This is a genomic window from Verrucosispora sp. CNZ293 (assembly GCF_002754655.1).
This window is the reverse complement of sequence record NZ_PEFR01000001.1, coordinates 4,309,099-4,333,461: the sequence shown is the minus strand read 5'-3', so window position 1 is coordinate 4,333,461 and position 24,363 is coordinate 4,309,099. Positions and strand designations below refer to the sequence as shown.

The 24,363-nt window shown below is 72.0% G+C and carries 22 protein-coding genes and 1 pseudogene; 14 read left to right on the top strand and 9 right to left on the bottom strand.

The annotated features are described in order from the left end of the window. Window positions 1-5: 5 nt before the first annotated feature. Entirely contained in the window at window positions 6-1,685 is a 1,680-nt protein-coding gene (locus CLT74_RS19680) for a DNA repair helicase XPB (RefSeq protein WP_099847837.1), read from the bottom strand. Window positions 1,686-2,162: 477 nt separating this feature from the next. Between CLT74_RS19680 and CLT74_RS19675 the strand changes: the two genes are divergently transcribed. After that, window positions 2,163-2,402: a hypothetical protein gene (locus CLT74_RS19675; protein ID WP_099847836.1), complete on the top strand. Its 240-nt coding sequence runs from the start codon at window positions 2,163-2,165 to the stop codon at window positions 2,400-2,402. 12 nt (window positions 2,403-2,414) lie between these two features. On the opposite strand, the gene CLT74_RS19670 is transcribed toward CLT74_RS19675, so the two are convergent. Continuing rightward, window positions 2,415-4,883 (bottom strand): helicase-associated domain-containing protein, encoded by a 2,469-nt coding sequence (locus CLT74_RS19670; protein WP_099847835.1) that lies wholly within the window; start codon window positions 4,881-4,883, stop codon window positions 2,415-2,417. Between the two features lie 83 nt (window positions 4,884-4,966). Here CLT74_RS19670 and CLT74_RS19665 point away from each other — a divergent pair, with 83 nt between their 5' ends. Together CLT74_RS19665 and CLT74_RS19660 are read left to right on the top strand one after the other, a co-directional pair. Continuing rightward, the gene (locus CLT74_RS19665; protein ID WP_099847834.1) at window positions 4,967-5,590 is read left to right on the top strand and encodes an HAD hydrolase-like protein; all 624 of its coding nucleotides are present in this window, start codon (window positions 4,967-4,969) and stop codon (window positions 5,588-5,590) included. A 28-nt stretch (window positions 5,591-5,618) separates the two neighbouring features. Further along, entirely contained in the window at window positions 5,619-6,005 is a 387-nt protein-coding gene (locus CLT74_RS19660) for a cold-shock protein (protein ID WP_099847833.1), read from the top strand. Here the strand turns inward: CLT74_RS19660 and CLT74_RS19655 are convergent. Continuing rightward, window positions 5,966-6,814 (bottom strand): 1,4-dihydroxy-6-naphtoate synthase, encoded by an 849-nt coding sequence (locus tag CLT74_RS19655; RefSeq protein ID WP_099847832.1) that lies wholly within the window; start codon window positions 6,812-6,814, stop codon window positions 5,966-5,968. The two genes, CLT74_RS19660 and CLT74_RS19655, sit on opposite strands and share 40 nt — an antisense overlap. A 531-nt stretch (window positions 6,815-7,345) precedes the next feature. Here CLT74_RS19655 and CLT74_RS19650 point away from each other — a divergent pair. Continuing rightward, on the top strand, window positions 7,346-8,170 hold the full coding sequence (locus CLT74_RS19650; protein WP_199172226.1) for a GNAT family N-acetyltransferase: 825 nt from the start codon (window positions 7,346-7,348) through the stop codon (window positions 8,168-8,170). A gap of 47 nt (window positions 8,171-8,217) precedes the next feature. On the opposite strand, the gene CLT74_RS19645 is transcribed toward CLT74_RS19650, so the two are convergent. Continuing rightward, a complete protein-coding gene (locus tag CLT74_RS19645) occupies window positions 8,218-8,868 on the bottom strand; it encodes a futalosine hydrolase (RefSeq protein ID WP_099847831.1) in 651 nt (216 codons plus the stop codon). Then, window positions 8,865-10,496, bottom strand: a complete 1,632-nt coding sequence (locus CLT74_RS19640; RefSeq protein WP_099847830.1) for an MFS transporter — start codon at window positions 10,494-10,496, stop codon at window positions 8,865-8,867. The genes CLT74_RS19645 and CLT74_RS19640 overlap by 4 nt, the downstream gene beginning before the upstream one ends. A gap of 87 nt (window positions 10,497-10,583) precedes the next feature. Here CLT74_RS19640 and CLT74_RS19635 point away from each other — a divergent pair, with 87 nt between their 5' ends. Further along, window positions 10,584-11,414 (top strand): DUF3027 domain-containing protein, encoded by an 831-nt coding sequence (locus tag CLT74_RS19635; RefSeq protein WP_099847829.1) that lies wholly within the window; start codon window positions 10,584-10,586, stop codon window positions 11,412-11,414. 18 nt (window positions 11,415-11,432) lie between these two features. On the opposite strand, the gene CLT74_RS19630 is transcribed toward CLT74_RS19635, so the two are convergent. After that, the gene (locus CLT74_RS19630) at window positions 11,433-11,675 is read right to left on the bottom strand and encodes a DUF2530 domain-containing protein (RefSeq protein WP_099847828.1); all 243 of its coding nucleotides are present in this window, start codon (window positions 11,673-11,675) and stop codon (window positions 11,433-11,435) included. A gap of 89 nt (window positions 11,676-11,764) precedes the next feature. On the opposite strand from CLT74_RS19630, the gene CLT74_RS19625 reads away from it, so the two are divergent. From CLT74_RS19625 to thpR, 5 genes are all read left to right on the top strand, one after another. Further along, on the top strand, window positions 11,765-13,243 hold the full coding sequence (locus CLT74_RS19625) for an NCS2 family permease (RefSeq protein ID WP_099852414.1): 1,479 nt from the start codon (window positions 11,765-11,767) through the stop codon (window positions 13,241-13,243). 132 nt (window positions 13,244-13,375) lie between these two features. Then, window positions 13,376-13,825 (top strand): MarR family transcriptional regulator, encoded by a 450-nt coding sequence (locus CLT74_RS19620; RefSeq protein ID WP_099847827.1) that lies wholly within the window; start codon window positions 13,376-13,378, stop codon window positions 13,823-13,825. Between the two features lie 79 nt (window positions 13,826-13,904). Further along, the gene (locus CLT74_RS19615) at window positions 13,905-15,182 is read left to right on the top strand and encodes an MFS transporter (protein WP_099847826.1); all 1,278 of its coding nucleotides are present in this window, start codon (window positions 13,905-13,907) and stop codon (window positions 15,180-15,182) included. Between the two features lie 104 nt (window positions 15,183-15,286). Further along, window positions 15,287-15,793 carry a hypothetical protein gene (locus CLT74_RS19610; protein ID WP_099847825.1) on the top strand — a complete coding sequence of 169 codons (507 nt, stop codon included), beginning with the start codon at window positions 15,287-15,289 and terminating at the stop codon, window positions 15,791-15,793. Window positions 15,794-15,810: 17 nt separating this feature from the next. After that, entirely contained in the window at window positions 15,811-16,407 is a 597-nt protein-coding gene (gene thpR / locus CLT74_RS19605; protein WP_099847824.1) for an RNA 2',3'-cyclic phosphodiesterase, read from the top strand. A 150-nt stretch (window positions 16,408-16,557) separates the two neighbouring features. Here the strand turns inward: thpR and sepH are convergent, their stop codons facing one another. The 3 genes and pseudogenes from sepH to CLT74_RS19590 all read right to left on the bottom strand — a co-directional run bounded on the left by sepH (window position 16,558) and on the right by CLT74_RS19590 (window position 20,447). Then, window positions 16,558-17,640 carry a septation protein SepH gene (sepH, locus tag CLT74_RS19600; protein WP_099847823.1) on the bottom strand — a complete coding sequence of 361 codons (1,083 nt, stop codon included), beginning with the start codon at window positions 17,638-17,640 and terminating at the stop codon, window positions 16,558-16,560. A 299-nt stretch (window positions 17,641-17,939) separates the two neighbouring features. Then, a pseudogene (gene serC / locus CLT74_RS19595) lies at window positions 17,940-19,066 on the bottom strand (phosphoserine transaminase). 274 nt (window positions 19,067-19,340) lie between these two features. Beyond that, a complete protein-coding gene (locus CLT74_RS19590; RefSeq protein WP_099847822.1) occupies window positions 19,341-20,447 on the bottom strand; it encodes a citrate synthase 2 in 1,107 nt (368 codons plus the stop codon). A 254-nt stretch (window positions 20,448-20,701) separates the two neighbouring features. Here CLT74_RS19590 and pdxH point away from each other — a divergent pair, with 254 nt between their 5' ends. Genes pdxH through CLT74_RS19570 form a run of 4 tightly spaced genes read left to right on the top strand, consistent with a single transcriptional unit; the run spans window position 20,702 to window position 24,281 of the window. Then, window positions 20,702-21,355 carry a pyridoxal 5'-phosphate synthase gene (gene pdxH / locus CLT74_RS19585; RefSeq protein WP_486582422.1) on the top strand — a complete coding sequence of 218 codons (654 nt, stop codon included), beginning with the start codon at window positions 20,702-20,704 and terminating at the stop codon, window positions 21,353-21,355. Beyond that, the gene (locus CLT74_RS19580; protein ID WP_099847821.1) at window positions 21,352-22,665 is read left to right on the top strand and encodes an MFS transporter; all 1,314 of its coding nucleotides are present in this window, start codon (window positions 21,352-21,354) and stop codon (window positions 22,663-22,665) included. The genes pdxH and CLT74_RS19580 overlap by 4 nt, the downstream gene beginning before the upstream one ends. 38 nt (window positions 22,666-22,703) lie before the next feature. Then, window positions 22,704-23,633 (top strand): aldose 1-epimerase family protein, encoded by a 930-nt coding sequence (locus CLT74_RS19575; protein WP_099847820.1) that lies wholly within the window; start codon window positions 22,704-22,706, stop codon window positions 23,631-23,633. A gap of 45 nt (window positions 23,634-23,678) precedes the next feature. Continuing rightward, a complete protein-coding gene (locus CLT74_RS19570) occupies window positions 23,679-24,281 on the top strand; it encodes a nitroreductase family protein (protein WP_099847819.1) in 603 nt (200 codons plus the stop codon). Window positions 24,282-24,363: the final 82 nt, after the last annotated feature.

Sequence of the window (24,363 nt, the reverse complement as noted above, 5' to 3'; positions counted from 1 at the left end):
TGTGGTCAGTCGACGGTGGGTAGGGGCGGGCCGAGGACGTCGTCGGCGTCGACGATCGTGTACGCGTATCCCTGCTCGGCGAGGAAGCGCTGCCGGTGGGCGGCGTACTCGGTGTCGATGGTGTCCCGGGAGACCACGGTGTAGAAGTGCGCCTGCCGGCCGTCGGCCTTGGGGCGCAGCACCCGGCCCAGGCGTTGCGCTTCCTCCTGCCGGGAGCCGAAGGTGCCGGACACCTGGATCGCCACCGCTGCCTCCGGCAGGTCGATGGAGAAATTCCCGACCTTGGAGATGACCAGGGTCCGGATCTCCCCGGTGCGGAAGGCGTCGAAGAGCCGCTCGCGCTCCTTGTTCGTGGTGGAGCCCTGCACGATCGGGGCGTCGAGATACTCCCCGAGCTGGTGCAACTGGTCGATGTACGCGCCGATGACGAGGGTCTGCTCGTCCGGATGCCGGTCGAGCAGGGCGCGGACCACAGGCAGTTTGGTGCGGGCGGTGGCCGCCATCCGGTAGCGCTCCTCCGCCTCCGCCGTCGCGTACGCCATCCGCTCCGCGTCGGTCAGGGTGACCCTGACCTCGACGCACTCGGCGGGGGCGATCCAGCCCTGCGACTCGATGTCCTTCCAGGGCGCGTCGTACCGCTTCGGGCCGATCAGGCTGAACACGTCGCCTTCCCGGCCGTCCTCGCGGACCAGGGTGGCGGTCAGGCCCAATCGGCGGCGAGCCTGGAGGTCTGCGGTGAAGCGGAAGATCGGCGCGGGCAGCAGGTGCACCTCGTCGTAGACGACAAGACCCCAGTCGCGGGCACCGAACAGATCCAGATGGGTGAACGCGCCGCCGCGCCGCGAGGTGAGCACCTGGTACGTGGCGATGGTCACCGGACGGATCTCCTTGCGCTCGCCCGAGTACTCGCCGATCTCCTCCTCGGTCAGCGAGGTCCGGGCGATCAGCTCGCGCTTCCACTGCCGACCGGCCACCGTGTTGGTGACCAGGATCAGCGTGGTGGCCTTCGCCTCGGCCATCGCCGCCGCACCCACGAGCGTCTTGCCGGCACCGCAGGGCAGCACCACCACACCCGAACCGCCGGCCCAGAACGCCTCGACCGCCTCCCGCTGGTACGACCGCAGGGTCCACGCCTTGCGACCGTCCTTGCCGGCCTCGGCCAGCTCGATCGGGTGCGCCTCGCCGTCGACGTACCCGGCCAGGTCCTCCGCCGGCCAGCCGAGCTTGAGCAGGGCCTGCTTGAGCCGCCCCCGCTCGGAGGGGTGTACCGCGATGGTGTCGTCGTCGAGGCGGTTGCCGAGCATCCCGGCGAGCTTCTTGCTCTTGGCCACCTCGACCAGCACCACCCGGTCCAGGGCGCGCAGGACCAGGCCGTGTGCCGGATCGTTGGCGAGTTGAAGCCGCCCGTACCGGTCCATCGTCTCGGCCACGTCCACCAGCAGCGCGTGGGGCACCGGGTACCGCGAATACTTGATCAGGGCGTCCACCACGCCCTCGGCGTCGTGACCGGCCGCGCGGGCGTTCCACAGCCCGAGCGGGGTCAGCCGGTACGTGTGCACGTGCTCGGGTGACCGCTCCAACTCGGCGAAGGGTGCGATGGCCATCCGGCAGGCCTGTGCGTCGGGATGATCGATCTCCAACAGGAGGGTCTTGTCCGACTGCACGATAAGCGGTCCACCAATCACGCCGAATCCTCTCGTCCGTACGGCTGACCCGGCCGCCGAAGCAGGTGTCTGACCTGCCGCAGGGCGACCATCCAGTGTTGCACGCGCGGGCGGGTGGCGAGAAAGTGCGCGCTCCGCGCAACCCTGCTGGTACTTCTGCGCGTCTAGCAGTAGGGGACGAGTCGTCGAGGTCGGCGGATCGGTGGATGGTGAACGGCCACCGTACGCCCTCGCGGTCGTCATGCCGGTCGGTTCCGGTGCGTAGCGCGTTCGATCCACGGCCGGACGGGCCAGGAAGCGGGGGCCTTTCCCGTCACCGTGGACAGCCAACGGGGGCGAGCGGCGCGCCCGGGCCGAACCGGCGACCCCACCTCACCGTTTCGCTGCCTGCCGTCCCCGGGTAGGAGCCGAACCGGATCGGTACCCGATGGTGCTGGTCGACAGCCGCCAAGGGTGACACCCTTGACGTTCAGGGCCGGACCGTACGGGGGAGGGCAGATGACCGTTGATCAGGAAGTTGTCCCCAAACGTGAGCAGGCGGAGTCGGTCGAACCCGTCTCCACCGCAACCGTGATCGCGTACACGATCGTCGGTGTCGTCCTGTTCGGCTGGTTCCTCTTCGGCTGGCTCGTGCTCCAGCAGGGCTTCATCGACTCGGTCGGTGAGGCCGCCGGCACCGGGTTCGCCCTGCTCCTGATCGTGGCGATCGTCGGGTCGGTGCGGAACAGCCGCCGCTGAGCCAGCCGAGCCTCACTTCTCCAGCACCGCCGCGGTGATCCGGTGCAGCGCGAAGGTGTGCAGCATCTCGGTCCGCTCATCCTCGGCGCGTAGGTAGCCCGCGCCGAGCGAGACGGGTCGCACCAGCCGGGACGCGGTTGCCCCGTGTGCGTCGACGTAGCCGACCCAGACCAGCGCCTTGTCCCGTACCGCCTGTTGCAGCACGGCCAGGGCGTCGTGGTGACCGTGCGCGGGGGTCGGCCCGTCCGGCGTCGCGCCCCGCACCACAGCCGGGGCCCGCCGGGCCGCCCGCGCCACCGCGTCACCCCGGCGGATCTGCTCCACCACACCGAGCAGGCGGGGCAGCGGCAGGCGTGGGGTGGCCAGTGGGTCGAGTGCCCGACTCGCCACCGACACCCGGGCCGGCGCCCGTCGGGTCTTCGGCCGAGTGAGCACCGTCGACCCGGTGGCATCCTCGGCCACCGGGGCGTAGCCGGCCTCCCGGAGCACGCTCAACAGCCGGCCGCCCTGGTACGGGGTCACCAGCACGGTCGGCGCGAGCCGGCGCAGCGCCAGTGCCTCGACCCGCCGGTCAGCCAGCACCTCGGCCAGCAGCACCTCGTCGTCGCTGCGCAGGTACGCCCCGGCGGAGCCGATACGCAGCCCGCCGTGCTTGCGGGCCACGTCGTCGACCAGGTACGTCAACCCCTGCGGTACCGGGGTGCGTGATCGGCGGCGGAACAGTTCGTGCAGGTCGTCGGCGGAGTAGCCGGCGTCCAGGGCACGTCGCACACTGCCCGTGGTGATCCGGTGCACGCTCGCCCCACCCGCCGACTCGGGCTCGGCGACCACCTCCAGTTCGGTGGCGAGCGCCGGCTCCGGCGGCCCGGGCACCACCACGGTCAGGTCAGCCTGGACGAGGAAGTGGTCCACCGGGGCGGGTAGCAGCGTGTCGAGCACCCGGACCGCGCTGCCGCCATCCTCAACGTCGGCCCGCAGCCCCAGCGGGTCGTCGGTCGCGCCGTCCTCGCTCGCCGTCGCCTCGGCAAGCAGCAGCCGCCCGTACGAGGTGAGCGCCCCCAGCCCGGTCACGCCCAACGTGGCCGCCTCGGCCAGCACCTCCCGATGCGCGTTCTCCCGGCCACGGCTGCGTCGGGGGGCCCGCCAGTCCAGCAGCGCCAGCACCTCCTCGGCGCTGGGCGCGGCGGCCGGTTCGAGATCCGCGAGTACGCCGAGCACCGCCCGCCGGGCGGCCGGGGCACCTGCCCGTTCCGCCTCCGCCGACAGCACGGTGATCGGGCGGTCCCGGTCGTCGCGCTGGCCGACCAGCCCGACCTGTCGGGTCATGGTCAGCCAGGCCCGGGCCACCTGCTCCCACCGTTGGGCCAGCGAACCGGCCCGCCACATCTCGTAACCGGCGGTGGGCAGCACCTGCTGGTCGGCGCCGTACCGGCCGGCGACGCCGGGCAGTTCCATCTCACCGGTCAGCCCGGCCGCGTACGCCACCTCCAGCAGCAGCGCGGCTGTCGGCTCGTCCAACCCGGTGACCCGCGCCAACCGGCGCAGGTCACGCACGCCGATTCCGCCCGACCGCAGTACCGGCGCCGGTTCGGCGGCCAACTGCTCCAGCAGCGCCTCGGTGTGGCGTACCACCTCCATGGTCTGCCCGGCTCCGGCGGAGTCGGCCGCCTTCGGCTCGCGCGGCGTGGCGGCCACCTGAGGCGGGCTGCTGCTCAGCGGACCCAGCGGGCCGGTGTCGCGGCGCAGCAGCAGCCCGATCTCCCGGGGCAGCTCGACCATGCCGGCGGTGCCACCCTTACCGCCGGAGACCCGTACCAGCAGCCGGTGGTCGACGAGCCACCGCACCGGAGAGCCGGTCGGCGCGCCGCCGTTTGTGTCGTCCGGTGGCAGGTCGTCGTCCGCGCCGACCGCAGGTGCCTGCAACGCGCCGGGCGGCACGCTGCCGACCGGCGGACCGGCGGCCAACCGGTCCAGGATCGCCCGGGCCGACGGCGGCGCGGACAGCAGTGTCCGCCGCAGCTTCGCCGGGTCCGCGCAGAGCGCGGCCGTGCGCGGGTCCAGCTCCGCCGCCGGCCGACCAAGCCCCGCAGGGTACGGGGAGATCTCGTCGATGCCACCGACGAGGTGCAGGGCCCGGTCGGTGCCGTACAGCAGGAAGCGGGCACGTAGCCGGTCGACGGCGGCCCGCACGGCGGTGGGCGCGGGTGGGTTGGGGCCGTTGGTGGCCAGGGCGAGGACCCCGTCGACCGAGGTGGTGCCGTCGGCCGGGTCACGGGTCAACCGGGCGGCGTCCAGGATCTGGAGCGTGAACTGGTCCAGCCCGTCGAGCGCGCGCGACACCGAGACGCGGGACTGTGCCCGGATGGCGAGGGCGGCCACGTCGGCGGGGACCGGTACGACGAGGTCGGGCCGGAGCTGAAGGAGCGCGGCGAGGGACTCGTCGGGCAGCGACCGCAGGTGGTCGGCGAGTGAGGTGCTCATCGTCGTTCCACGCTAGCCCGGAGGGGGGCACTCTCGCCCATCGGACGTCCCGGCCGGTCCGGCTGGCCGGGTAGCTTTCCAGGATGCCTTCGTTGACCGTCGGATTCGATCTCGACATGACGCTTGTCGACTCGCGCCCCGGGATCGCCGCGACGTACCGCGCGTTGACCGAACGGACCGGCGTACCCGTCGATGCCGACGTCGCCGTGTCCCGGCTTGGCCCGCCGCTACGTACCGAGATCGCCCACTGGTTCCCACCGGAGCAGGTCGAGGAGGCGGTGACCGTCTACCGCGAGCTGTACCCGGCGTACGCGATCACGCCGACCGTGCCGCTGCCCGGGGCGGTGGCGGCTCTCGCCGCGGTCCGTGATCGCGGTGGTCGGGTGCTTGTGGTCACCTCCAAGATCGGCAGGTTGGCCCGGCTGCACCTGGATCACCTGGGGCTGGCCGTGGACGAGCTGGCCGGTGACCTGTTCGCCGAGGAGAAGGCGACCGCGTTGCGGGCGCACGGGGCGACCCACTACGTCGGCGACCATGTGGCGGACATGGTGGCCGCCGCCGCGGCCGGAGTGCCCGGCATCGCGGTGGCCACGGGCCCGTGTTCGGCCGATGAACTGCGCGCGGCCGGGGCGGCGGCGGTGCTGGTGGATCTCACCGGATTCCCGGCGGCGCTCGACGGGATGATCCGGCTAGCCTTGAGGCAGTAGACGGTTCAAGCGAAGCAGAGGTTCTCAGGTGCCTACGGGTCGAGTGAAGTGGTACGACGCGGCCAAGGGATACGGGTTCGTCACCAGTGACGAGGGTGGCGACGTGTTCCTGCCGAAGGGCGCGCTACCGGCGGGTGTCACCGAACTCAAGGGCGGCCAGCGCATTGATTTCAGCGTGGTGGACAGCCGGCGGGGTACCCAGGCGATGGGGGTGAAGCTCCTCGACGCGCCGCCGTCCGTGGCGGAGCTGCGTCGACGTCCCGCCGAGGAGCTGCACGGCCTGGTCGAGGACATGATCAAGGTTCTGGAGGCGAAGGTCCAGCCCGACCTGCGTCGGGGCCGCTTCCCGGACCGCAGGACCGCACAGAAGATCGCTCAGCTGGTCCACGCGGTCGCCCGCGAGCTGGAGGTCTGAGGCACGAGTCCGGCGTCGGTGGCCCGGCCGAGCAGCGCCTCGACGGCAGCGAAACCCGCCTCACCGAGGTCCGCGGTGAACTCGTTGACGTAGAGGCCGATGTGCTGGTCCACCACGTCGGGCTCCATCTCCTGGGCGTGTGCCAGCACGTACGCCCGGCTGGCCGCCGGATCGGCCCAGGCCCGCTGCACGGAGTCCCGGATCCAGCCGGCAGCCTCCTGCGGGTCGACCACACCACGGCGGGCCAGGATCGCACCGAGCGGGATCGGCAGCCCGGTGTCGGACTCCCACCACTCGCCCAGGTCGACCAGGGCGGTGAGGTCGTGTCGTGGATAGGTGAACCGGGCCTCGTGGATCACCAGTCCGGCGTCGTACCGCCCGGCGGCCACCCCCGGCATGATCTCGTGGAACGGCACCACCTCGATGCGCTGCGGTGCCCGCCCGGCCGCCCAGAGCCGGAACAGCAGGTAGGCCGTGGTCCGGTCGCCAGGCACCGCCACGGTGGCGCCGCTGAGATCGTCGCGGTCCGGCCCGCCGTCGCGCTCGGACCGGGTGAGCACCAACGGGCCGCATCCCCGACCCAGCGCACCCCCGCAGGGCAGCAGGTGGTAGTCCTCCAGCAGCCACGGCAGCGCCGCGTAACTCACCTTCACCAGGTCGAACGCGCCGCGCTCGGCGGCCGTGTTGGTGACGTCGACGTCGGCGTACGTCACCTCGACCGGCGGTGCGCCGGGCACCTGTCCGTGCACCAGCGCGTGGAAGACGAACGTGTCGTTGGGGCAGGGCGAGATCGCCAGCGAGAGCGCCACACCCCCACCGTAACCCCGCCGACTCAACCCACACCCGCCGCCCGGCCTCGCCCTGCCTGCCTCGGCGGGCACCGGGCCTCGCGCTCCTGCCCGATCCGGTACCGCTCCTGTTCGCTCCTACTCGTCCCCTGCCGGCGAGGTGTGTTGCGCCAGCGCGAAGTCAGCCGATGCGCGGGTCCACGCAAATGTCAGCGGCTGTCCGCCTGGGCGGGCCGATCCGACCGCAGGTGCGGGTGTGGTGGGCGCGCCCTGTCGAGCTGAGGGCGTAAACGAATCGCCACGGGGTGCGCGACACGTCCGTCGCGCGGGATGACCCCCTCTGCCCCCTGCCGTCCGCAGTCCGCCGTTTCGTGTCTGGCGGGCGATAGCACGGACGGCTCAGCTCGACAGGGCGCCAACACCATGTGCCGCCGCCGGAGGGCCGGATTGACACCGGCTGCGGCACCCTCGCCGGGCCAATTATCCACAGGTTCATCCACAGGCTCGCGGTCGGGATTGAGTGATCTGCGAGGGCGCTGGGAGCATCGGTGGATGGGGGACGACAAGGATGCGGTGCTCGATCTGGGGTCGATGCTGCGGGCGTTGCGTCGGCAGGCCGATCTGAGTCAGCGTGAGCTGGCGGAGCGGTCCGGCGTGCCGCAGTCGACAGTGGCGCGGATCGAGTCTGGCCGGTCCGCGGGTTCCCAGTTCGGCACCGTGCAGCGGCTGGTGCAGGCGGCGGGCGGGGCGCTTCGGATCGCCGGTCCCGACGAACAAGCCCTGCCCGTCGACGTGATCTGCGACGACACCCGTCGGGACGAGGCGGGCCGTCGTTATCCGGCGCACCTGGACGTACGGAAGGTACGGACGCTGAAGGACTGGCCGGGGGCATGGTGGGCACACTGGTACTCGCTACCACCTGACCGGTGGCCGCTGCAGGTTCCCGAGGTGACCTACGACCTCGACCGTGGCCAGCGGGACGAGCGACGACTCCGGGAGCGGCTCCGCGATTCGGTACGGATCCGCCGTCTCATCGAGGGCGTGCCGGACGGTTGCTGGCGGCTCGTGGCGGAGTTGCCCGGTGGCGACGTCGTCGGCGAGTTGCGTGCCCATGAACGCAGCCTCGACCTGCTGCTCGGGGAGGACCTGGGTGATCGTCGCGAGGTGGTGCTCGACGGTGTGCTGGTGGCGCCCCGGCTCCGCCTGCTCGGCATCGGGCGTCGGCTGGTAGCTCGCCTCACGGAGGAAGCCCAGCAGACCGGTCCGCGCGCGATCTGCGCCACAGCCGAGTTCGGCGGCATCCACTTCCTGCTGGCGTGCGGTTACCGGATCGAGTGGAGCCGGCCACAGGCGCTGCGGCTCGACCCGCCGAAGTGAACCGGGCCGGACCGGCGGAAGGGGCGGACGGGCACGAGGCGGCGGCGTCAGCGTAGGGCGGGGGCGGCGGCGGTTAGCGCGGTGAGGGCGTCGCGCAGGCGCCACGCGTCGCGGTCGCGGGGGCCGATCGGATTCGAGATGGTACGCAGCTCGACGAAGGGTACGCCGGCCTGGCTCGCGGCGACCGCCACGCCGTACCCCTCCATGGCCTCGGCCACCGCGTCCGGGTGACGTCGGATCAGTTCGTCGGTGCTTGCCGTGGTGCCGGTCACGGTGCTGACGGTCAGCACCGGTCCCACGGTCGCGGCCGGTAGCGCCGTGCGCAGGGCGGCCAGCAGCGCCGGATCCGCGTCGACGGCCGCACCGCCACCGAGCAGTTCGGGCGGCATGCCGAGCTCGTCGATCGGGATGAAGCCGTCGGGTGACTCCGCGCCCAGGTCGGCGGCGATGGCCCGGGTGCCCAGCACGGTGCCACCGACCGCGACCCGGCCGGCGAAGCCGCCGGCCACCCCCGCACTCACCACCGCCCGGTACGGGCGGCCGGCCATCTCGGCGAGTGCCAGCAACCGGGCGGTCGCCGCACCGGCGACCGCCGGTCCGACCCCCACCGGCAGCACCGCCACCGTCGGGTCGGCGAGGCCGGCCTGGATCGCCTCCGCCTCGGCGGGCACCGCGGTCACCACGAGCAGACCGCTCACGCGATCGAACCTGGTGAGCTGCGCCGCGTCTCATCGTCGCCGCCGCCGGAACCGGTGACCGTCGAGGACGGGCGGTAGATGTGGAAGCCCGGTGGTGCCAGCCCTGGCTCCTCCGGATCACGTCCGCCCTGGTAGGGCGCCGGGGACGTGGGGGTGGCCCCGGCGGCGCGTTCCTCCTCGGCGCGTTCTTCCTCGGCCCGTTCTTCCTCGGCCTGCTTCTCGGCGGTCAGCTCGTCGTCGGTGAGCGGCCGGCCACGCAGTTTCTCGGCCCGCAGCCGTCGGGCCATCACCAGCGCCCGGGCGGCGGCGAGGGCACCGACACCAGCGGCGACGGCGATGCCGATCCGGCCGTCGAAGGGTACGAGCCCCAGCCCGCCACCGGCGACGAAGGCGAGCATCAGCGCGGTCTCGGAATGGGCGAAGGAACTGGCCCGCAACCGTTCCGGGATGCGCTCCTGGATCGAGGCGTCCACTGCCAGTTTGGCGATGCCGCTCATCATCGCCGTCACCACGCAGAGCAGGGCGACCATCGGCAGCGAGAAGCTCAGCACGGTGAGTACGCCCACCCCGGCGACGATCACCATGCCGCTGGACTGGAGGGCGGCCGGCCGGTGGATGCGCAACCGGGTACCGATCGCGGTGGCGAGGAAGGTGCCGACGGCAAGTGCCCCGCCGACCAGGCCGAGTGCCCACTCATCGCCCAGGTCACGCCCGAACACCACGGTGGTCAGGTCGCCGGCCTTGATGGTGAAGGCCAGGAAGAGCAGCAGGAATCCGTAGACCGCGCGCAGCGTGGCCGCGCCGACCAGAGTCGAGATCACCAGCCGCCCGGCGGGTCTGCCCCGGCCCAGCGGTCGCTCGTCAGTGCCCCGACGCAGCGCCCGCAGTGGTCGCGGTACCCGCTCCGGCGGCTCGGAGTCGGCCTTCGGCGGCAGCCGTAGGGAGATCACCATGCCGACCAGGAAGATCACTGAAGCGACCCGCAACGGCCACTGCGGCCCGAACCAGAACGCGGCCAGCCCGATCGGCGCGACAAGCGCTCCGGCGACCGTGCCGTAGACGCTCGCCCGGGCGCCGACCTGGGACAGGCCGAGCCCTTCCGGCAGCAACCGGGGTACGGCCGCGGAGCGGGCGACACCGTACGCCCGGGAGAGCGCCAGCACCCCGAAAGCCGCCGGATAGAGCCCGAAGCCGTGGATGTAGTCGGAGATCAGCCAGGCCAGGAAGGCCCGGCCCAGCATGGTGCTGGCCAGGGCGTACCGACGGCCGTGCCGGAAGTGGTCGAGCAGTGGCCCGACGACCGGTGCGAGCATGGCGAAGGGCACCATGGTCACCAGCAGGTAGAGCGCGACCTTGCTCCGTGCCTCGCCGAGCGGCACGTTGAAGAAGATCGTCCCGGCCAGCCCGATGGCGATGAGCGTGTCACCGGCACAGGAGATCGCATGCAGGTCGAACAGACGGACCATGCCGGTCTCCCCGCCGGCACCCCGGGCCCGGGCCCGAGCGGCACTGCGGGTCACCCAGCGACCGCTGCTCAGGGAGCCGCGCAGCATCAGCCGGGTGGCGCGGATGCCGGTGCCGACGGTCCGCCCGAGGAGGGACCGCTCAGAGCGGGAGAACAGCGGCATGGCACCCATCCTGACCCATCGGCCGGGGCAATGCTGCGCCACCGCCGGAGAACACCTCTGGGGAGTGCCTCACAGCCCACCCACCCGATGGGGAACAATGGTCGGGTGACCAGGCCCGCCTCCGCCCGTGCCGCCCGTCTTGACCAGGTCTGCGCCGCTGCCGTCGAGGTGGCGCGCGCCGGCATCACCGAGGTGGGCCCCGACGACGTCGGCGACCACCTCCAGGTCGTTGCCGAGGGTGACAGACTTGTCACCCACTACTTCGAGTGCCGGCTGGCCGGCTACCGCGGCTGGCGGTGGGCGGTCACCGTGACGCGGGTGCCGCGCAGTCGTACCGTGACGATCTGTGAGACGGTCCTGCTGCCCGGGCCTGACGCGTTGCTGGCGCCCGGCTGGCTGCCCTGGCAGGAGCGTCTCAAGCCCGGCGACCTGGGCCCCGGCGACCTGCTGCCGACCCCGTCCGACGACGAGCGGCTCCAACCCGGCTACCTCCTCTCCGACGACCCGGCGGTCGAGGAGACCGCCTGGGAGCTGGGGCTCGGTCGGCCCCGGGTGATGTCGCGGGAGGGACGGATCGAGACGGCCCAGCGCTGGTACGACGGCGATCACGGCCCCTCGGCACCGATCTCCGCCTCCGCGCCCGCCCGCTGTGGCACCTGCGGCTTCTACCTGCCACTCGCGGGCAGGTTGCGGCAGTGCTTCGGTGTCTGCGGCAACTTCTACGCACCGGACGACGGCCGGGTGGTCAGCACCGACCATGGCTGTGGCGCCCACTCGGAGACCCTTGTCGAAGCCGACACGGCTGTCGACGAGATGCCCACCGTCTACGACGACAGCGCGGTGGAGCCGATGGCGGTCAGCCGTGCGTCCGGTTCGGTCGAGAGCGGCGAGCCGGCGGAGCCGTACGGGCACTCCTGACGGTGGCCGGCCGCCGGCTCAACCGGCGGCGCGACGGCGGCGGCGATTGGCGTCGTGCCTCATCATCACCGCCAGACCGGGGAAGCCCCACAGGAATCCGGCCAGGCAGATCCAAAGCCAGTTCTCGTGGCCACTGGCGGCCAACCGGTCGCGGAAGAGCAGCAGCACCAACCCGGCGACGGCCCAGGCTGCCATTCCGGCGAGTGCGAACGGCACCATCGGCGGATCGAGCGGCTCAGGGCGGGGTGGCGGGGTGGGCACCCGGCCAGCCTACGTGACCCTGCTTCCCGGCAGTCCGGTCATCTGCGACGATGCGCGCGACAACCCGATGATCCGCTGTGAGGTTCCTGATGGCAGTAGCGCCGCCCGACAACGGCACCCCACCCGGTTCCGGTCAGCCGCGTAACGGCTTCGACCGGTACTTCGAGATTTCGGCCCGCGGCTCGACGCTGACCCGCGAGGTGCGCGGTGGCCTCGCCACCTTCTTCACGATGGCGTACATCGTGGTGCTCAATCCGCTCATCCTCGGCAGCGCCGTCGACGGTGACAACCAGACCCTGCCGATCCCCGCGATCGCCGCGGCCACCGCCCTGGTCGCCGGGCTGATGACCATCCTGATGGGCGTGGTCGGTCGGTTCCCGCTGGCGGTCGCCGCCGGGCTCGGGGTCAACGCCCTGGTGGCGTACGAGATCGCCCCCGAGATGACCTGGGCCGACGCGATGGGCCTGGTGGTGATCGAGGGTCTGATCATCGCGGTGCTGGTGCTGACCGGGCTGCGTACCGCCGTGTTCCGTTCGGTGCCGACCCAGATGAAGACGGCGATCGGCGTCGGCATCGGCCTCTTCCTCACCATCATCGGCCTGGTGGACGCCGGCTTCGTGCGGCGGATTCCGGACGAGGCGAACACCACGGTCCCGCTCGGCCTGGGCATCGGCGGCAAACTCGTCAGTTGGCCGATGCTGGTCTTCGTGGTGGGTCTGCTGGTGACCCTGGTGCTTGTGGTGCGGCGGGTGAAGGGCGCCATCCTGGTCGGCATCCTCGCCTCCACGGTGTTGGCCATGGTGGTGGAGGCGGTGGGCAACATCGGCCCGTCCTTCGTCGACGGTGTGCCGAACCCGAAGGGCTGGTCGCTGAACGTCCCGACGCTGCCGAGCAACCCGTTCGACGTTCCGGACCTGTCCCTGCTCGGCCAGTTCAACGTGCTGGACTCGTGGGGGCGGGCCGGTTGGCTGGTCGTGCTGATGTTCATCTTCACCCTGCTCATCACCGACTTCTTCGACACGATGGGCACGATGGTGGCCGTCGGTCAGGAGGGCGGCATGCTCGACGAGCAGGGCACCCCGCCGCGTACCCGGGAGATCCTGCTCGTCGACTCGATCGCGGCGGCGAGTGGTGGTGCGGCGAGCGTCTCCAGCAACACGTCGTACATCGAGAGTGCCGCCGGTGTCGCGGAGGGCGCCCGGACCGGGGTGGCCAACCTGGTCACCGGCGTGCTCTTCCTGCTGGCCACGTTCCTCGCGCCGCTGGTGGTGGTCGTCCCGTTCGAGGCGGCGTCGGTCGCACTGGTGGTGGTCGGCTTCCTGATGATGACGGCGGTACGGACCATCGACTGGTCCGACTACGAGATCGCCATCCCGGCCTTCCTCACCATCGTGTTGATGCCGTTCACCTACTCGATCTCCAACGGGATCGGGGCCGGGCTGATCGTGTACGTGGTGGTCAAGCTGGCCAAGGGCAAGTCCCGGGAAATCCACCCGCTGCTGTACGCGGTGGCGGCGCTGTTCGTGGTGTACTTCCTGCGCGGTCCGATCGAGACGCTGCTCTTCTGACAGCCGCCCGGGCCGGGCCTGCGTGATCCACTCGACGTGATTCGTGCGCCCGGCCCGGAGCAGGAGAAACGTCGTGGTGAGCATGGTCATATCCGCTGCGGCTCGGTCAGCTAATTAGTTAGGCTAACTATCGTGACGGAGCGGACGGTGACGGCTCAGAGCATGCCACCGGCGCAACTGGCCCTTCAGTTGCGTGATGCGATCACCCGGTTGAACCGGCGGGTCCGCCAGGCCCGGCCGGTAGGTGACCTGACGGTCACCCAACTGTCCGCGCTCACCAGCCTTCGGTTGGCGGGCGCGCTCACGCCGCGGGAACTCGCCGACGTCGAACGGGTGCAGCCACCGACGATGACGAAGATCGTCGCGAAGCTGGAGGAGCGCGGCCTCGTGCAGCGCACCCCACACCCGACCGACGGTCGGCAGGTCATCCTCGCGACGACCGAGGGGGGCCGGGCCGTGCTCGACCAGTTCGAGCGGGTCCGGGACGAATGGCTGGCCCGCCGGCTGGCCGAGTTGAGCGACCCCGACCGGGAGACCCTGCACCACGCAGCGGAGATCCTCCAGCGACTCTCCCGAGCCTGACGCCGCGCACACCTGGTGTGCCCCGCGCCGTGCCGTCCGTCGTTGACGACGCGTACGACCGCGAGGAGGCGCACCAAGAGTGCAGGCAAGGCTGAGCACGATGTTCCAGTCCCTACAGGTCCGCAACTACCGGCTCTTCGCATTCGGGCAACTGGTCAAGCTGATCGGTGTCTGGATGATGTTCATCGCCCAGGACTGGCTGGTCCTCGAGCTTTCCGGCGACTCGGCAACCGCGCTCGGCGTGGTCGTCGCGCTCCAGTTCACCCCGGTACTGCTGCTCACGCTGCTCTCCGGCCGGCTCGCCGACCGGTACGACAAGCGGATGCTCCTCTTCGTGGCCAACGCGTTCTGGACCGTGCTGTCGCTGGCCATGAGCCTGCTGGTACTCACCGGCCTGGTCCAGTTGTGGCACGTCTTCGTCTTCGCCGCCCTGCTCGGCGTGGCAAACGCGGTGGAGACCCCGGTACGCCAGGCGTTCGTCTCCGAACTTGTCGGCACGTCGCTGCTGCCCAACGCACTCTCGCTCAACGCGGCAGTGTTCAACTCGGCCCGCATCGTCGGCCCGGCCGTGGCCGGGCTGGCCATCGCCGCCTTCGACGTCGGGCCGGTCTTCCTGGTCACCGCGCTCAGCTCGATCGCGCCGCTGGTCACGGTGATCCGGATGCGTCCGGCCGAACTGCACCGGGACCCGCTGCCACCGCGCGACGAGCGGGCCGCCGCGACTGTGCTCGACGGGCTGCGCTACGTCGGCCGACGCCCCGACCTGCTGCTCCCGATGGTGGTGATGTCGGTGATCGGGATGTCGCTGTTCAACTTCCAACTGACGCTTGCGGCGCTGGCGAAGACCGTCTTCAACACCGGGGCCGCCTCGTTCGGTCTGTTCAGCACCACGCTCGCCGTCGGCGCGCTGATCGGTGCGCTCGCCGGAACCGGCCGGCGGAGCCGTCCCTCGGTCTGGCTGGTGCTGGGCGCCGCGGTCGGCTGCGCCACCTTCGGCACCCTCGTCGGACTGGCCCCGGCGTACTGGATGGTGGTGGCCCTGCTGCCGCCCACCGGCTTCTTCATGGTCTACTTCGCCCAGGCGGCGAACCAGCGGGTGCAACTCGGCACCGACGCCGCGTTCCGGGGCCGGGTGATGGCGCTGTGGGTGCTGGTGTTCCTGGGCACCAACCCGGTCGGCGCACCGATCATCGGCTGGGTCGCGGAGACCTTCGGCGCCGGTGCCAGCATCTGGGCCGGTGGGCTGCTCTCGCTGACCACCGCGCTGCTCGCGCTGGCCTGGCAGCTGCGCCGGGCCGGGGCCCGGCTGCGGTTCCGGGTGCTTCCGCTGCCCCGGTTCTACGTCACCGAGGTGTGAGCGGAGTCGGCACTGCGGGCCAGCCCGTCGCCGGGCCGGCCGTCGGGCCCGCAGAATGCGGAAAATCGGTTACCTGACGCTCCGCAGCGGCATAGCTTCGATGGGTGGAGGTCCTACGCTTACTGCTCCTGGCTGTGGCGCTGGCGGCTGTGGTCTTCGTGCCGGTGCTGATCGCGCTGGTCATCTGCACCGACGAGGTCGTCGACCGGCTGAGCTGTGGATACGGCGAGTGGCGGCAGCGGCGCCGGGAACGGCGTCTGATCGTCCGGCTGAATGAGGCCACCGACGCGGTCGCGGTCGCCGACCGGATCGACCTCGACGCGCTCGACCGGATGGACCGGCGGCCCTTGGAACAGATCGCCGCCGACCTGCGGTGCCTGCGCCGGGACCGGGCCGGCGGCAGCAGGACTGTCGTGTGGCACAGCGACGTGCTCGACGCGTACGACGACCGGCTCCGCCTCGCCTGCCGGGCGCTGGGCATCACCGAGCATCTCGCCGAGTTGACCGGGCTCGACCGGCAGATCGAACGGGTACGGGTCGAGGCCGAGCTGGACGCCGCCGGCCTACGACTGCCGGCCGCCCGCCCCGAGCAACCCGAACGGTGGCTCTGACTGCCATCCTGTGACAGGTGCGACTCTTCATCGCGATCTATCCGCCGGCCGAGACCATCGCGCATCTGACCGGGCAGGTGGCCGGGCTGCGTCTCGCGGCGGCCTCGGCTGCCGGCACCAACGTCCGGCTGGTCGATCCGACGATGGCCCATCTCACGCTCGCCTTCCTCGGCGAGGTCGATGCCGCCCGGCTGGCCGAGGTGCGCCAGGTGCTCGGTGTCGCCGTCGACGCTGCTCGCGGAGGTGCTGTGCTGGGCGCAGGGCGGGCCGGCCCGCCTGTCCTACGCCTGGGCGGCGGTGGCCGGTTCGGCTGGGGCCGCAGCACCGTGGTCTGGGTCGACGTCCGCGGCGACGTGTCCCGCCTGATGGCCCTGGCTGGCGTCGTTCGCGCCGGGCTGGCCGCAGCCGGACTGCCAGTCGACGAAAGGCCCTTCCGGCCGCACCTGACCGTCGCCCGTCCCGGCGACCGGATGCCGCACGCCGACATCGAGGCGGACCTGGCCACCCTCGACGGTTACCTCGGCCCGTCCTGGCCGGCCGAGGAGTTGGTCCTGGTGCAGAGCCGCCCCGGACCCCCCTCGCGCTATCACCAACTCGCCACCTGGCCCCTCTGACCCCCCGCCCCCGCCAACTTCCCGCCGATCTTGCACTTTTGGTCGCTGAAACGTCCGTTATCAGACTGATGTCCCGACAAGAAGTGCAAGATCGGCGCAGAGAGGGAGAGAGGGAGCGTCGGCGGGGTGGGTGGGTGTGGGGACTGGGGGTCAGGAGGACTCTCGGGCTGCGGGGCCGGTGCCGAAGAGGACGTCGTCCCAACTGGGTAGGCGCTTGCGCGGCTTGCCGCCGGACTCGGCGGAGTCGGTGGCACCGGCGGCTGGGGCGTTCGTCCGGCGGGGGCGCAGCACCGCCAACGAGGGCACCGCCGGGACCTCCTTCGGCGCGTCCGCGTCGTCGTCAAAAGCGGAGCCCTGGCCGCCGCCGAGCAGCGCGGCAGCGCCCCCGGAGACGGCCCGCTGGCGCTGCGCGTCCGGACCGCCGGCGAGCGCGGCCGGTGAACGTGGCTCGAGACCACGGCCCGAGGTCGAGCCGAGCGGCCGGTCGAGGGAGGCGAGCAGGGCGTCGCGGCCGGCGCGGATCGGGTCCCGACCCGAGCGCCCCGGCTCGGCGGGCGACGGCAGCCCGTGCCCACCTCGGCTCGGCTCGCCGCGCGACGGGCCGGGCAGGGCGTGGCCGCCCCGCTCCGGTGCTGGTTCCTGGCCCAGGATCGGCGTCGGGCGCTCGGCGCACAGATATTGCGCCATGTCGTCGTGCGGGGCGACCGACTGCCGGGTCTTGTCCAGATCCCAGACCGCCTGGGCGGTGGCCTTGCCGGACGGCCAGGTGGCGACGATCCGCCAGGTGCCGTCGTCACGCCGCCACGCGTCCCAGGAGATCTTCTCGGTGTCGATCCCGTGTTGGGCGAGCCGGCCGTTCACCACCTCGGCGAGCGGCGTGGGCTTCTCGGCGCCCTTGAGTCGGGTGCGCCGGGCATGCTGGGCGAGCATCGCGCGTTCCTGGAGCACCGGCCCGGCGTAGCGGAGCACCCGGTCAACCGGGACACCGGCGATCCGGGCGACGTCCTCAGCGGACTCACCGGAGCGGATCCGGGCCTGAATGTCCCGAGGAGACAGGGAAGGCACCGGGTCGGCGGCGGCCGGTGCCACCGCGAGCGTGGGCGTACCCGGCTCGGCGTGCAGCGCTCCGGCGATACGCTCGTCCAACGGCAGGGCGAGCAGTCGCCCGACCTCGTCGGCGAGCACCAGGGCCTGGCCGTCCTCGGAGAGGGCGACGAAGCGTACTGGGCGCATCGCGTTGCCTCCGTCCCGCTTCGCTGGCCGTACGCCACGAGCCGGCCACCCGGGGCGTTGCGCTCCACGGTACGCCCATCCGTCTCCCGGTGGGAGACGCCACGCCCGGGTAAGCGGCGGATCCACCTGCTCCGCGGCTGTGCGACGGGTCAGCTGCCGGCGGCGGACAGTGGCGCGTATCAGGTCCGAAGTGGTGCGGTGTCACCCGAGCGTCCGGCGGTCGACAGTGGCGTCGTACGGTGCGGGCCCGGCACCCCCGTCCGGGGTGCCGGGCCCGTGGTCACGTCCGGCCTACTGTCCTACAGCCGCTCGATGACGTAGTCGATGGAAGCGGTGAGCGCTTCGACGTCGGACGGCTCGACGGCCGGGAAGAGCGCGACCCGCAGCTGGTTGCGGCCCAGCTTGCGGTACGGCTCGGTGTCGACGATGCCGTTGGCGCGCAACGCCTTGGCGATCGCGCCCGCGTCCACCCCGTCGGCGAAGTCGATGGTGGCGACCACGTTGGAGCGCAGTGCCGGGTCGGTGACGAAGGGCGTCGCGACGGACGAGCGCTCGGCCCAGCCGTACACGATCGCGGCGCTCTCGGCGGTGCGCTTGGCCGCCCAGGCCAGGCCGCCCTGGGAGTTCATCCAGTCGGTCTGCTCCGCGGCGAGGAAGATGGTCGCCAACGCCGGGGTGTTGTACGTCTGCTCCAGCCGGGAGTTGTCGATCGCGGTGACCAGGTCGAGGAACGCCGGGATGTACCGCCCGGATGCCTTGATCTCGGCGGCCCGCTCCAGCGCGGCCGGCGACATCAGGGCCAGCCAGAGCCCGCCGTCGGAGCCGAAGCACTTCTGGGGGCGAAGTAGTAGACGTCGGTCTCGCCCACGTTCACCTCAAGCCCGCCGGCACCGGAGGTGGCGTCGACTAGCAGCAGCGAGCCCGGGTCCGCGCCGGCCACCCGGCTGATCGGCACCGCGACGCCGGTCGAGGTCTCGTTGTGCGGGGTGGCGTAGACGTCCACGCCCGCCTCGGCGACCAGGGCCGGGGCGCTGCCCGCGTCGGACTTGCGGACCGTCGGCTCGCCGAGGAACGGCGCGTCCTTGACGGCCTTGGCGAACTTGGCGCCGAACTCGCCGAAGCTGGCGAACTGGGCCCGGTCGCGGATCAGTCCGAACGTGGCGACCTCCCAGAAGGCGGTGGTGCCACCGTTGCCGATGATCACCTCGTAGCCGTCGGGGAGCGAGAAGAACTGGGCGATGCCGGAGCGCAACCGGGCCACCTGGTCGCGGACGGTCTTCTGCCGGTGCGAGGTGCCCAGGTAGCTCGTGGCCACCTCGGCGAGCGCGGAGACCGCGGCCGGACGGACCTTGGACGGCCCGCAGCCGAATCGGCCGTCGGCGGGCTTGATCTCGTCGGGAATCCGGATGGTCGGTGCGTCAGCCACGGTGTTCAAGATCCTTCCGCATGGGTCGGGGCCCGGGTGAGCAGAATGGGCGCGGACCGACGGCGGGCACGTGCGTGATCGCACGGCGTTGCCGGGTCGGAGCCCGTCCGGCAGCGCTGCCGAACTTCATCCTCGCACCAGTCACCGCCGGTCCGGGCGCTGGTCCCACCCTGAACCGTGAGGCGTCCGCCACAGCCACCTGACCTGGCCCGCTGCCCGAGCGAGTCGGAAAGGGCCCCTCCGCCATCCGGCGGAGGGGCCCTTTCGCGGTATCTCAGACGTCGTGCGGGACGGCGTCCCAGCCGTCGACCTCGTGCGGCTTACGGGTGCCCGGGCCCACGTAGCGGGCCGAGGGGCGGACCAGCCGCTGGAGCTTCTTCTGCTCCAGGATGTGCGCGCTCCAGCCGCCCATCCGGGCGCAGGTGAACATGGAGGTGAACATGTGCGCCGGTACCTCGGCGAAGTCGAGCACCACGGCGGACCAGAACTCGACGTTCGTGGCGAGCACCCGGTCGGGCCGGCGGGCCTGCAACTCGGCGAGGGCGGCCTTCTCCAGGGCCTCGGCGACCTCGAAGCGCGGGGCACCCAGTTCCTTGGCGGTGCGGCGGAGCACCCGGGCGCGCGGGTCCTCGGCCCGGTAGACCCGGTGGCCGAAGCCCATCAGCCGCTCGCCCCGGTCGAGCACCCCCTTGACGTAGCCCTCCGCGTCGCCGCTGCGCTCGACCGCCTCCAGCATGGTCAGCACCCGCGACGGGGCGCCGCCGTGCAACGGACCGGAGAGCGCGCCGATGCCGGAGGAGATGCAGGCGGCGGCGTCCGCGCCGGTGGAGGCGACGATCCGGGCGGTGAAGGTGGAGGCGTTCAGGCCGTGCTCGGCCGCCGAGATGAAGTACGCGTCGACCGCCTTGACGTGCCGGGGATCGGGCTCACCGCGCCACCGCTTCATGAAGCGCTCGACGACGGTCTCCGCCTTGTCGATCTCCTTCTGCGGGACCGCCGGCAGTCCGAGGCCGCGCGCGGACTGGGCGACGAAGGAGAGTGCGGTGACCGACACCCGGGCAAGGTCCTCGCGGGCCTGCTCGTCGGAGATGTCCAGCAGCTGCTGCAGGCCCCAGTACGGAGCGAGCATGGCGACGGCGGACTGCACGTCGACCCGGATGTCACCGGAGTGCACCGGCACCGGGAACGGCTCGGCCGGCGGCAGGCCCGGGCCGAAGCGGCCGTCGACGAGCAGCGCCCAGACGTTGCCGAAGGAGACCTGGCCGATCAGGTCCTCGATGTCGACCCCGCGATAGCGCAGCGCACCGCCCTCGCGGTCGGGCTCGGCGATCTCGGTTTCGAAGGCTACGACGCCCTCAAGTCCGGGTTTGAAATCGGCCATCTCACTGCTCCTGGTGTGTGGTCGGTGCGCCCGCCCGGGCTCGGTGTCCCGGCCCCGGCCGGGTGAGCGCCTTAGGCGACCCTCAGGGATGTGTTCGTGACATCTTGCCTGCTGGTGGCCGGGTGCGCGAGACGCTGTCGATGTGCTGCTGGCGACATCCCGCTTGCCGGTCCCCTTCCGGCACCGATAAGACTGGGCCGGACGGGCTGGTCGCCGGGCGCGTACCGGCCCGACGGGGGAGGAGCGGGAACGTGATGGGGGACACACCGGTGCCGGCCGGCATGCGGCACGAGTACGCCGCCGAGTCGGGCCTGACGGAGAGCGAACTGGCCGCCGACTGGCACACCCAGTTCGACAGGTGGTTCGCCGACGCGGTCGCCGCCGAGCTGCCCGAGCCGAACGCCATGGTGTTCGGCACCGCTGACGCGGCCGGCCGGCCGAGCGCGCGGACGGTGCTGCTCAAGGGGTACGACCCGGAGGGGTTCGTGCTCTTCACCAACTACGGCTCCCGCAAGGGCGTCGAGGTGGCCGCCAACCCGTACGCCAGCCTGCTCTTTCCCTGGTTCCCCATGCAGCGGCAGGTGATCGTCGCCGGCCCGGTGGAACGACTCGACCGGGCGCAGACGGAGGCGTACTTCGCCAGCCGCCCGCGCGGTTCGCAGCTCGGCGCCTGGGCCAGCGCCCAGTCGTCGGTGCTGCCGGACCGGGCCGCCCTCGACGACGCGTACCGGGCCGCGGCGGAGCGCTTCGCCGACGTGGAGCCGATCCCCGCCCCACCGCACTGGGGTGGGCTGCGGGTGCGTCCCGACTCGGTCGAGTTCTGGCAGGGCCGGGCCAGCCGGCTGCACGACCGGCTGCGGTTCCGCCGTACCGACGCGGGCTGGATCGTGGAGCGGCTGGCACCGTGACCGTCGGCAGCACCGACCGGCCGCGCGAGCAGCGCCGCTGGGCGATCGATCTGCGCCCGCTGCGGGTGCCGGCGTACCGGCGGCTGTGGATCGGCAACGCCATCGCGATGTTCGGTTTCCAGTTCACCGCCGTCGCCGTTCCGGTGGAGATGTACGCGCTCACCGAGGACTCCCTCTGGGTCGGTCTGCTCGGCGTCGCCGCCTTCGTACCACTGCTGGTCTTCGGGCTCTGGGGTGGCGCGGTCGCCGACGCCATCGACCGACGGCGGGTGCTGCTCGGCGGCTCCGTGCTGCTCTGGGTGGCGGTGCTGGGGCTGCTGGCCCAGGCGCTGCTCGACGTCGGCAGCCCGGTCCTCCTGCTGGCCCTTGTCGCGTTGAGTTCAGTGGCGTTCGCCATCTCCGGTCCGGCCCGTGGCGCCCTCGTGGCCCGGCTGGTCCCGATCGAGCTGGTGCCGGCGGCCACCACGCTGAACTTCACCACCGCGATGGCGACAGCGGTCCTCGGGCCACTCGCCGCCGGCCTGATCCTGGCGATCTGGGACCTCGGGGTGGCCCTGCCGGTCGCGTACGCCGTGGACGCGACGCTGCTCGCCGCCCTGGTCTGGGCGGCGCTGCGGCTGCCGGCCATGCCGCCGGAGCCCGACCCGGACGGCGGGCCCCGGCAGGCGGGGCTGCGCAGCATCGTGGACGGGGTGCGGTACCTGGCCGGCAGCCCGGTGCTGCTGCTCTCCTTCGCCATCGACCTGATCGCGATGGTGTTCGCCTTCCCCCGGGCCCTCTTCCCCGAGGTGGCGACCGAACGGTTCGGTGGCGGTGCGGCGGTCGGCTGGCTCTACAGCTCCATCGCGATCGGCTCGCTGCTCGCCGGCCTGGTCTCGGGCTGGATCGGCCGGGTGCGACGGCAGGGTCTGGTGCTGGTGCTCGCCGTGGTGGCCTGGGGCGTCGCGGTGGCGCTGGCCGGGTTGGCCGGCCAACTCTGGCTGGTGGTCGTCCTGCTGGTGCTGGCCGGTGCCGCCGACCTGGTCAGCTCGGTGGTGCGACAGTCGATGCTGCTGATCTACGCCCCTGACCGGATGCGCGGCCGGCTCCAGGGCGTCAACACGGTGGTGGTGGCCGGCGGACCGCGCCTGGGCGACCTGCGGGCCGGCGCGATGGCGGCCGGGTTCGGCAGCGGCGTGGCCTGGGTCGGTGGCGGTGTCGCGGCGGCGGTGCTCGCGGTGCTGCTCGCCGTGGCCTTCCCGGCGTTGACCCGCTACCGCCCGCCGACCGTGGCGGGTGGGCCCGAGCCTGACCAGGGCCGCCGACCGTGACGAGCGAACTACGGCGTCGGCGGCTAGGGTCTGGCGACATGGACAGCCGCGATCCGCTCCCCCTGTCGGGAGCGCAGTGGAGCATCTCAGCCGCCGGTCACGAGGCGGTAATCGTCGAGGTGGGCGGCGGGCTCCGCGCCTACCGCCAGGACGGGGTCGAGCACCTCGACGGGTACGCCACCGACGAGGTGTGCCCGGGCTCGGCGGGGCAGGTGCTCGCGCCCTGGCCGAACCGGATCCGCGACGGTGTCTACACCTTCGGCGGGCAGTCCAGGCAGCTGAACCTGACCGAGCCGGAGCGGCACAACGCCATCCACGGCCTGGTGAACTGGGCGTCGTGGCACCTGATCGAGCAGCGACCGGACGAGGTCACGGTCGGCTACGACCTGCTGCCGCAGCCCGGGTACCCGTGGCCGCTGCGACTGCGTACCAGGTGGAGCGTGGGAGCCGACGGGTTGCGCGCCGAGCACGAGGTGACGAACATCGGCACCGAGGCGGTGCCCTTCGGCTTCTCCGTGCACCCGTACCTGCGGCTGCCGGGGGTGCCCGTGGAGGACATCGCGCTGCGGGTACCCGGCCGGACCCGGCTGATGCTCGACGGCCGGCTGCTGCCGGTCGGCGCGGCCGTGGTGACCGGCAGCGAATACGACTACACCGAGCCGCGCCGGATCGGCGACGCGGTGCTGGATCTCGCCTTCGGGCAGGTGGCCCGGGACGCCGACGGCGGCTCCTCGGTGACGCTCACCGGGCCGGACAACTCCGCCGGGCTGCGGATCTGGGCCGACGACCAGTTCGGCTGGTGGCAGGTCTTCACCGGCGACACGCTCACCGGCGAGCGGTTCCGCCGATCGGTGGCGGTGGAGCCGATGACCTGCCCGCCGGACGCGTTCCGGTCCGGCCGGGATCTCATCACCCTGTCCCCGGGCGACATCTGGCGCGGGAGCTGGGGCATCCGGCCAGGCGTCTGAGCGCTCGGTCAACCGTCGGGCGGGCAAGTGGAGGAGTAGTAGGGCGTGGAGTTCGCGGAGGTGGTCCGGCGGCGTCGGATGGTGCGCAACTACGACCCGGACCGGCCGGTCCCGCCTCAGGTGCTGGAGCGGCTGCTGGAGCACGCGGTGCGGGCCCCGTCCGCCGGCTTCTCCCAGGGCTGGGGCTTTCTGGTGCTGGAGTCGCCGGAGGACCGGGAGCGCTTCTGGACGGCCAGCACCCCGGAGGGCGGCGGGACGGGGCGGTGGCTCACCGGGATGCGCCGGGCCCCGCTGATCGTGGTGCCGCACGCCAATCGCTCGGTCTACCTGGAGCGGTACGCCGAGCCGGACAAGGGGTGGGCGGACCGGTCGACGGATCGTTGGCCGGTGCCCTACTGGTACGTCGACACCGGCTTCGCCGCGCTGCTGATGATGCTCACCGCAGTGGACGAGGGGCTGGGTTCGTGCTTCTTCGGCATCCCGCCGCAGCGGTTGGAGTCCTACCGGGAGGCGTTCGGTGTGCCGGAGGCGTACCACCCGATCGGTGCCCTCACTATCGGTTATCGCGCCCCCGACCACCGGTCACCGTCGCTGCGTCGGGGGCGCCGTCCGGTGGACGAGGTCGTCCGGCGGGGGCGGTGGAGCTGACCCGAACCGGTGGGTTCGTCCGGTTGAGAACCGGACGACCGGTGGTGAAACTGGCATCAGGGAGCAGAACGTGGCGTGCGAG

Excerpts from the sequence above, each read along its gene's own strand:
- CLT74_RS19670 (WP_099847835.1), bottom strand. The coding sequence starts at position 4,883 with ATGAGCACCTCACTCGCCGACCACCTGCGGTCGCTGCCCGACGAGTCC.
- CLT74_RS19640 (WP_099847830.1), bottom strand. The coding sequence starts at position 10,496 with ATGCCGCTGTTCTCCCGCTCTGAGCGGTCCCTCCTCGGGCGGACCGTC.
- CLT74_RS19625 (WP_099852414.1), top strand. The coding sequence starts at position 11,765 with ATGGCAGTAGCGCCGCCCGACAACGGCACCCCACCCGGTTCCGGTCAG.
- CLT74_RS19665 (WP_099847834.1), top strand. The coding sequence starts at position 4,967 with ATGCCTTCGTTGACCGTCGGATTCGATCTCGACATGACGCTTGTCGAC.
- sepH (WP_099847823.1), bottom strand. The coding sequence starts at position 17,640 with ATGCGCCCAGTACGCTTCGTCGCCCTCTCCGAGGACGGCCAGGCCCTG.
- pdxH (WP_486582422.1), top strand. The coding sequence starts at position 20,702 with ATGGGGGACACACCGGTGCCGGCCGGCATGCGGCACGAGTACGCCGCC.
- CLT74_RS19590 (WP_099847822.1), bottom strand. The coding sequence starts at position 20,447 with ATGGCCGATTTCAAACCCGGACTTGAGGGCGTCGTAGCCTTCGAAACC.
- CLT74_RS19675 (WP_099847836.1), top strand. The coding sequence starts at position 2,163 with ATGACCGTTGATCAGGAAGTTGTCCCCAAACGTGAGCAGGCGGAGTCG.
- CLT74_RS19575 (WP_099847820.1), top strand. The coding sequence starts at position 22,704 with ATGGACAGCCGCGATCCGCTCCCCCTGTCGGGAGCGCAGTGGAGCATC.
- CLT74_RS19635 (WP_099847829.1), top strand. The coding sequence starts at position 10,584 with ATGGGGAACAATGGTCGGGTGACCAGGCCCGCCTCCGCCCGTGCCGCC.
- CLT74_RS19650 (WP_199172226.1), top strand. The coding sequence starts at position 7,346 with ATGGGGGACGACAAGGATGCGGTGCTCGATCTGGGGTCGATGCTGCGG.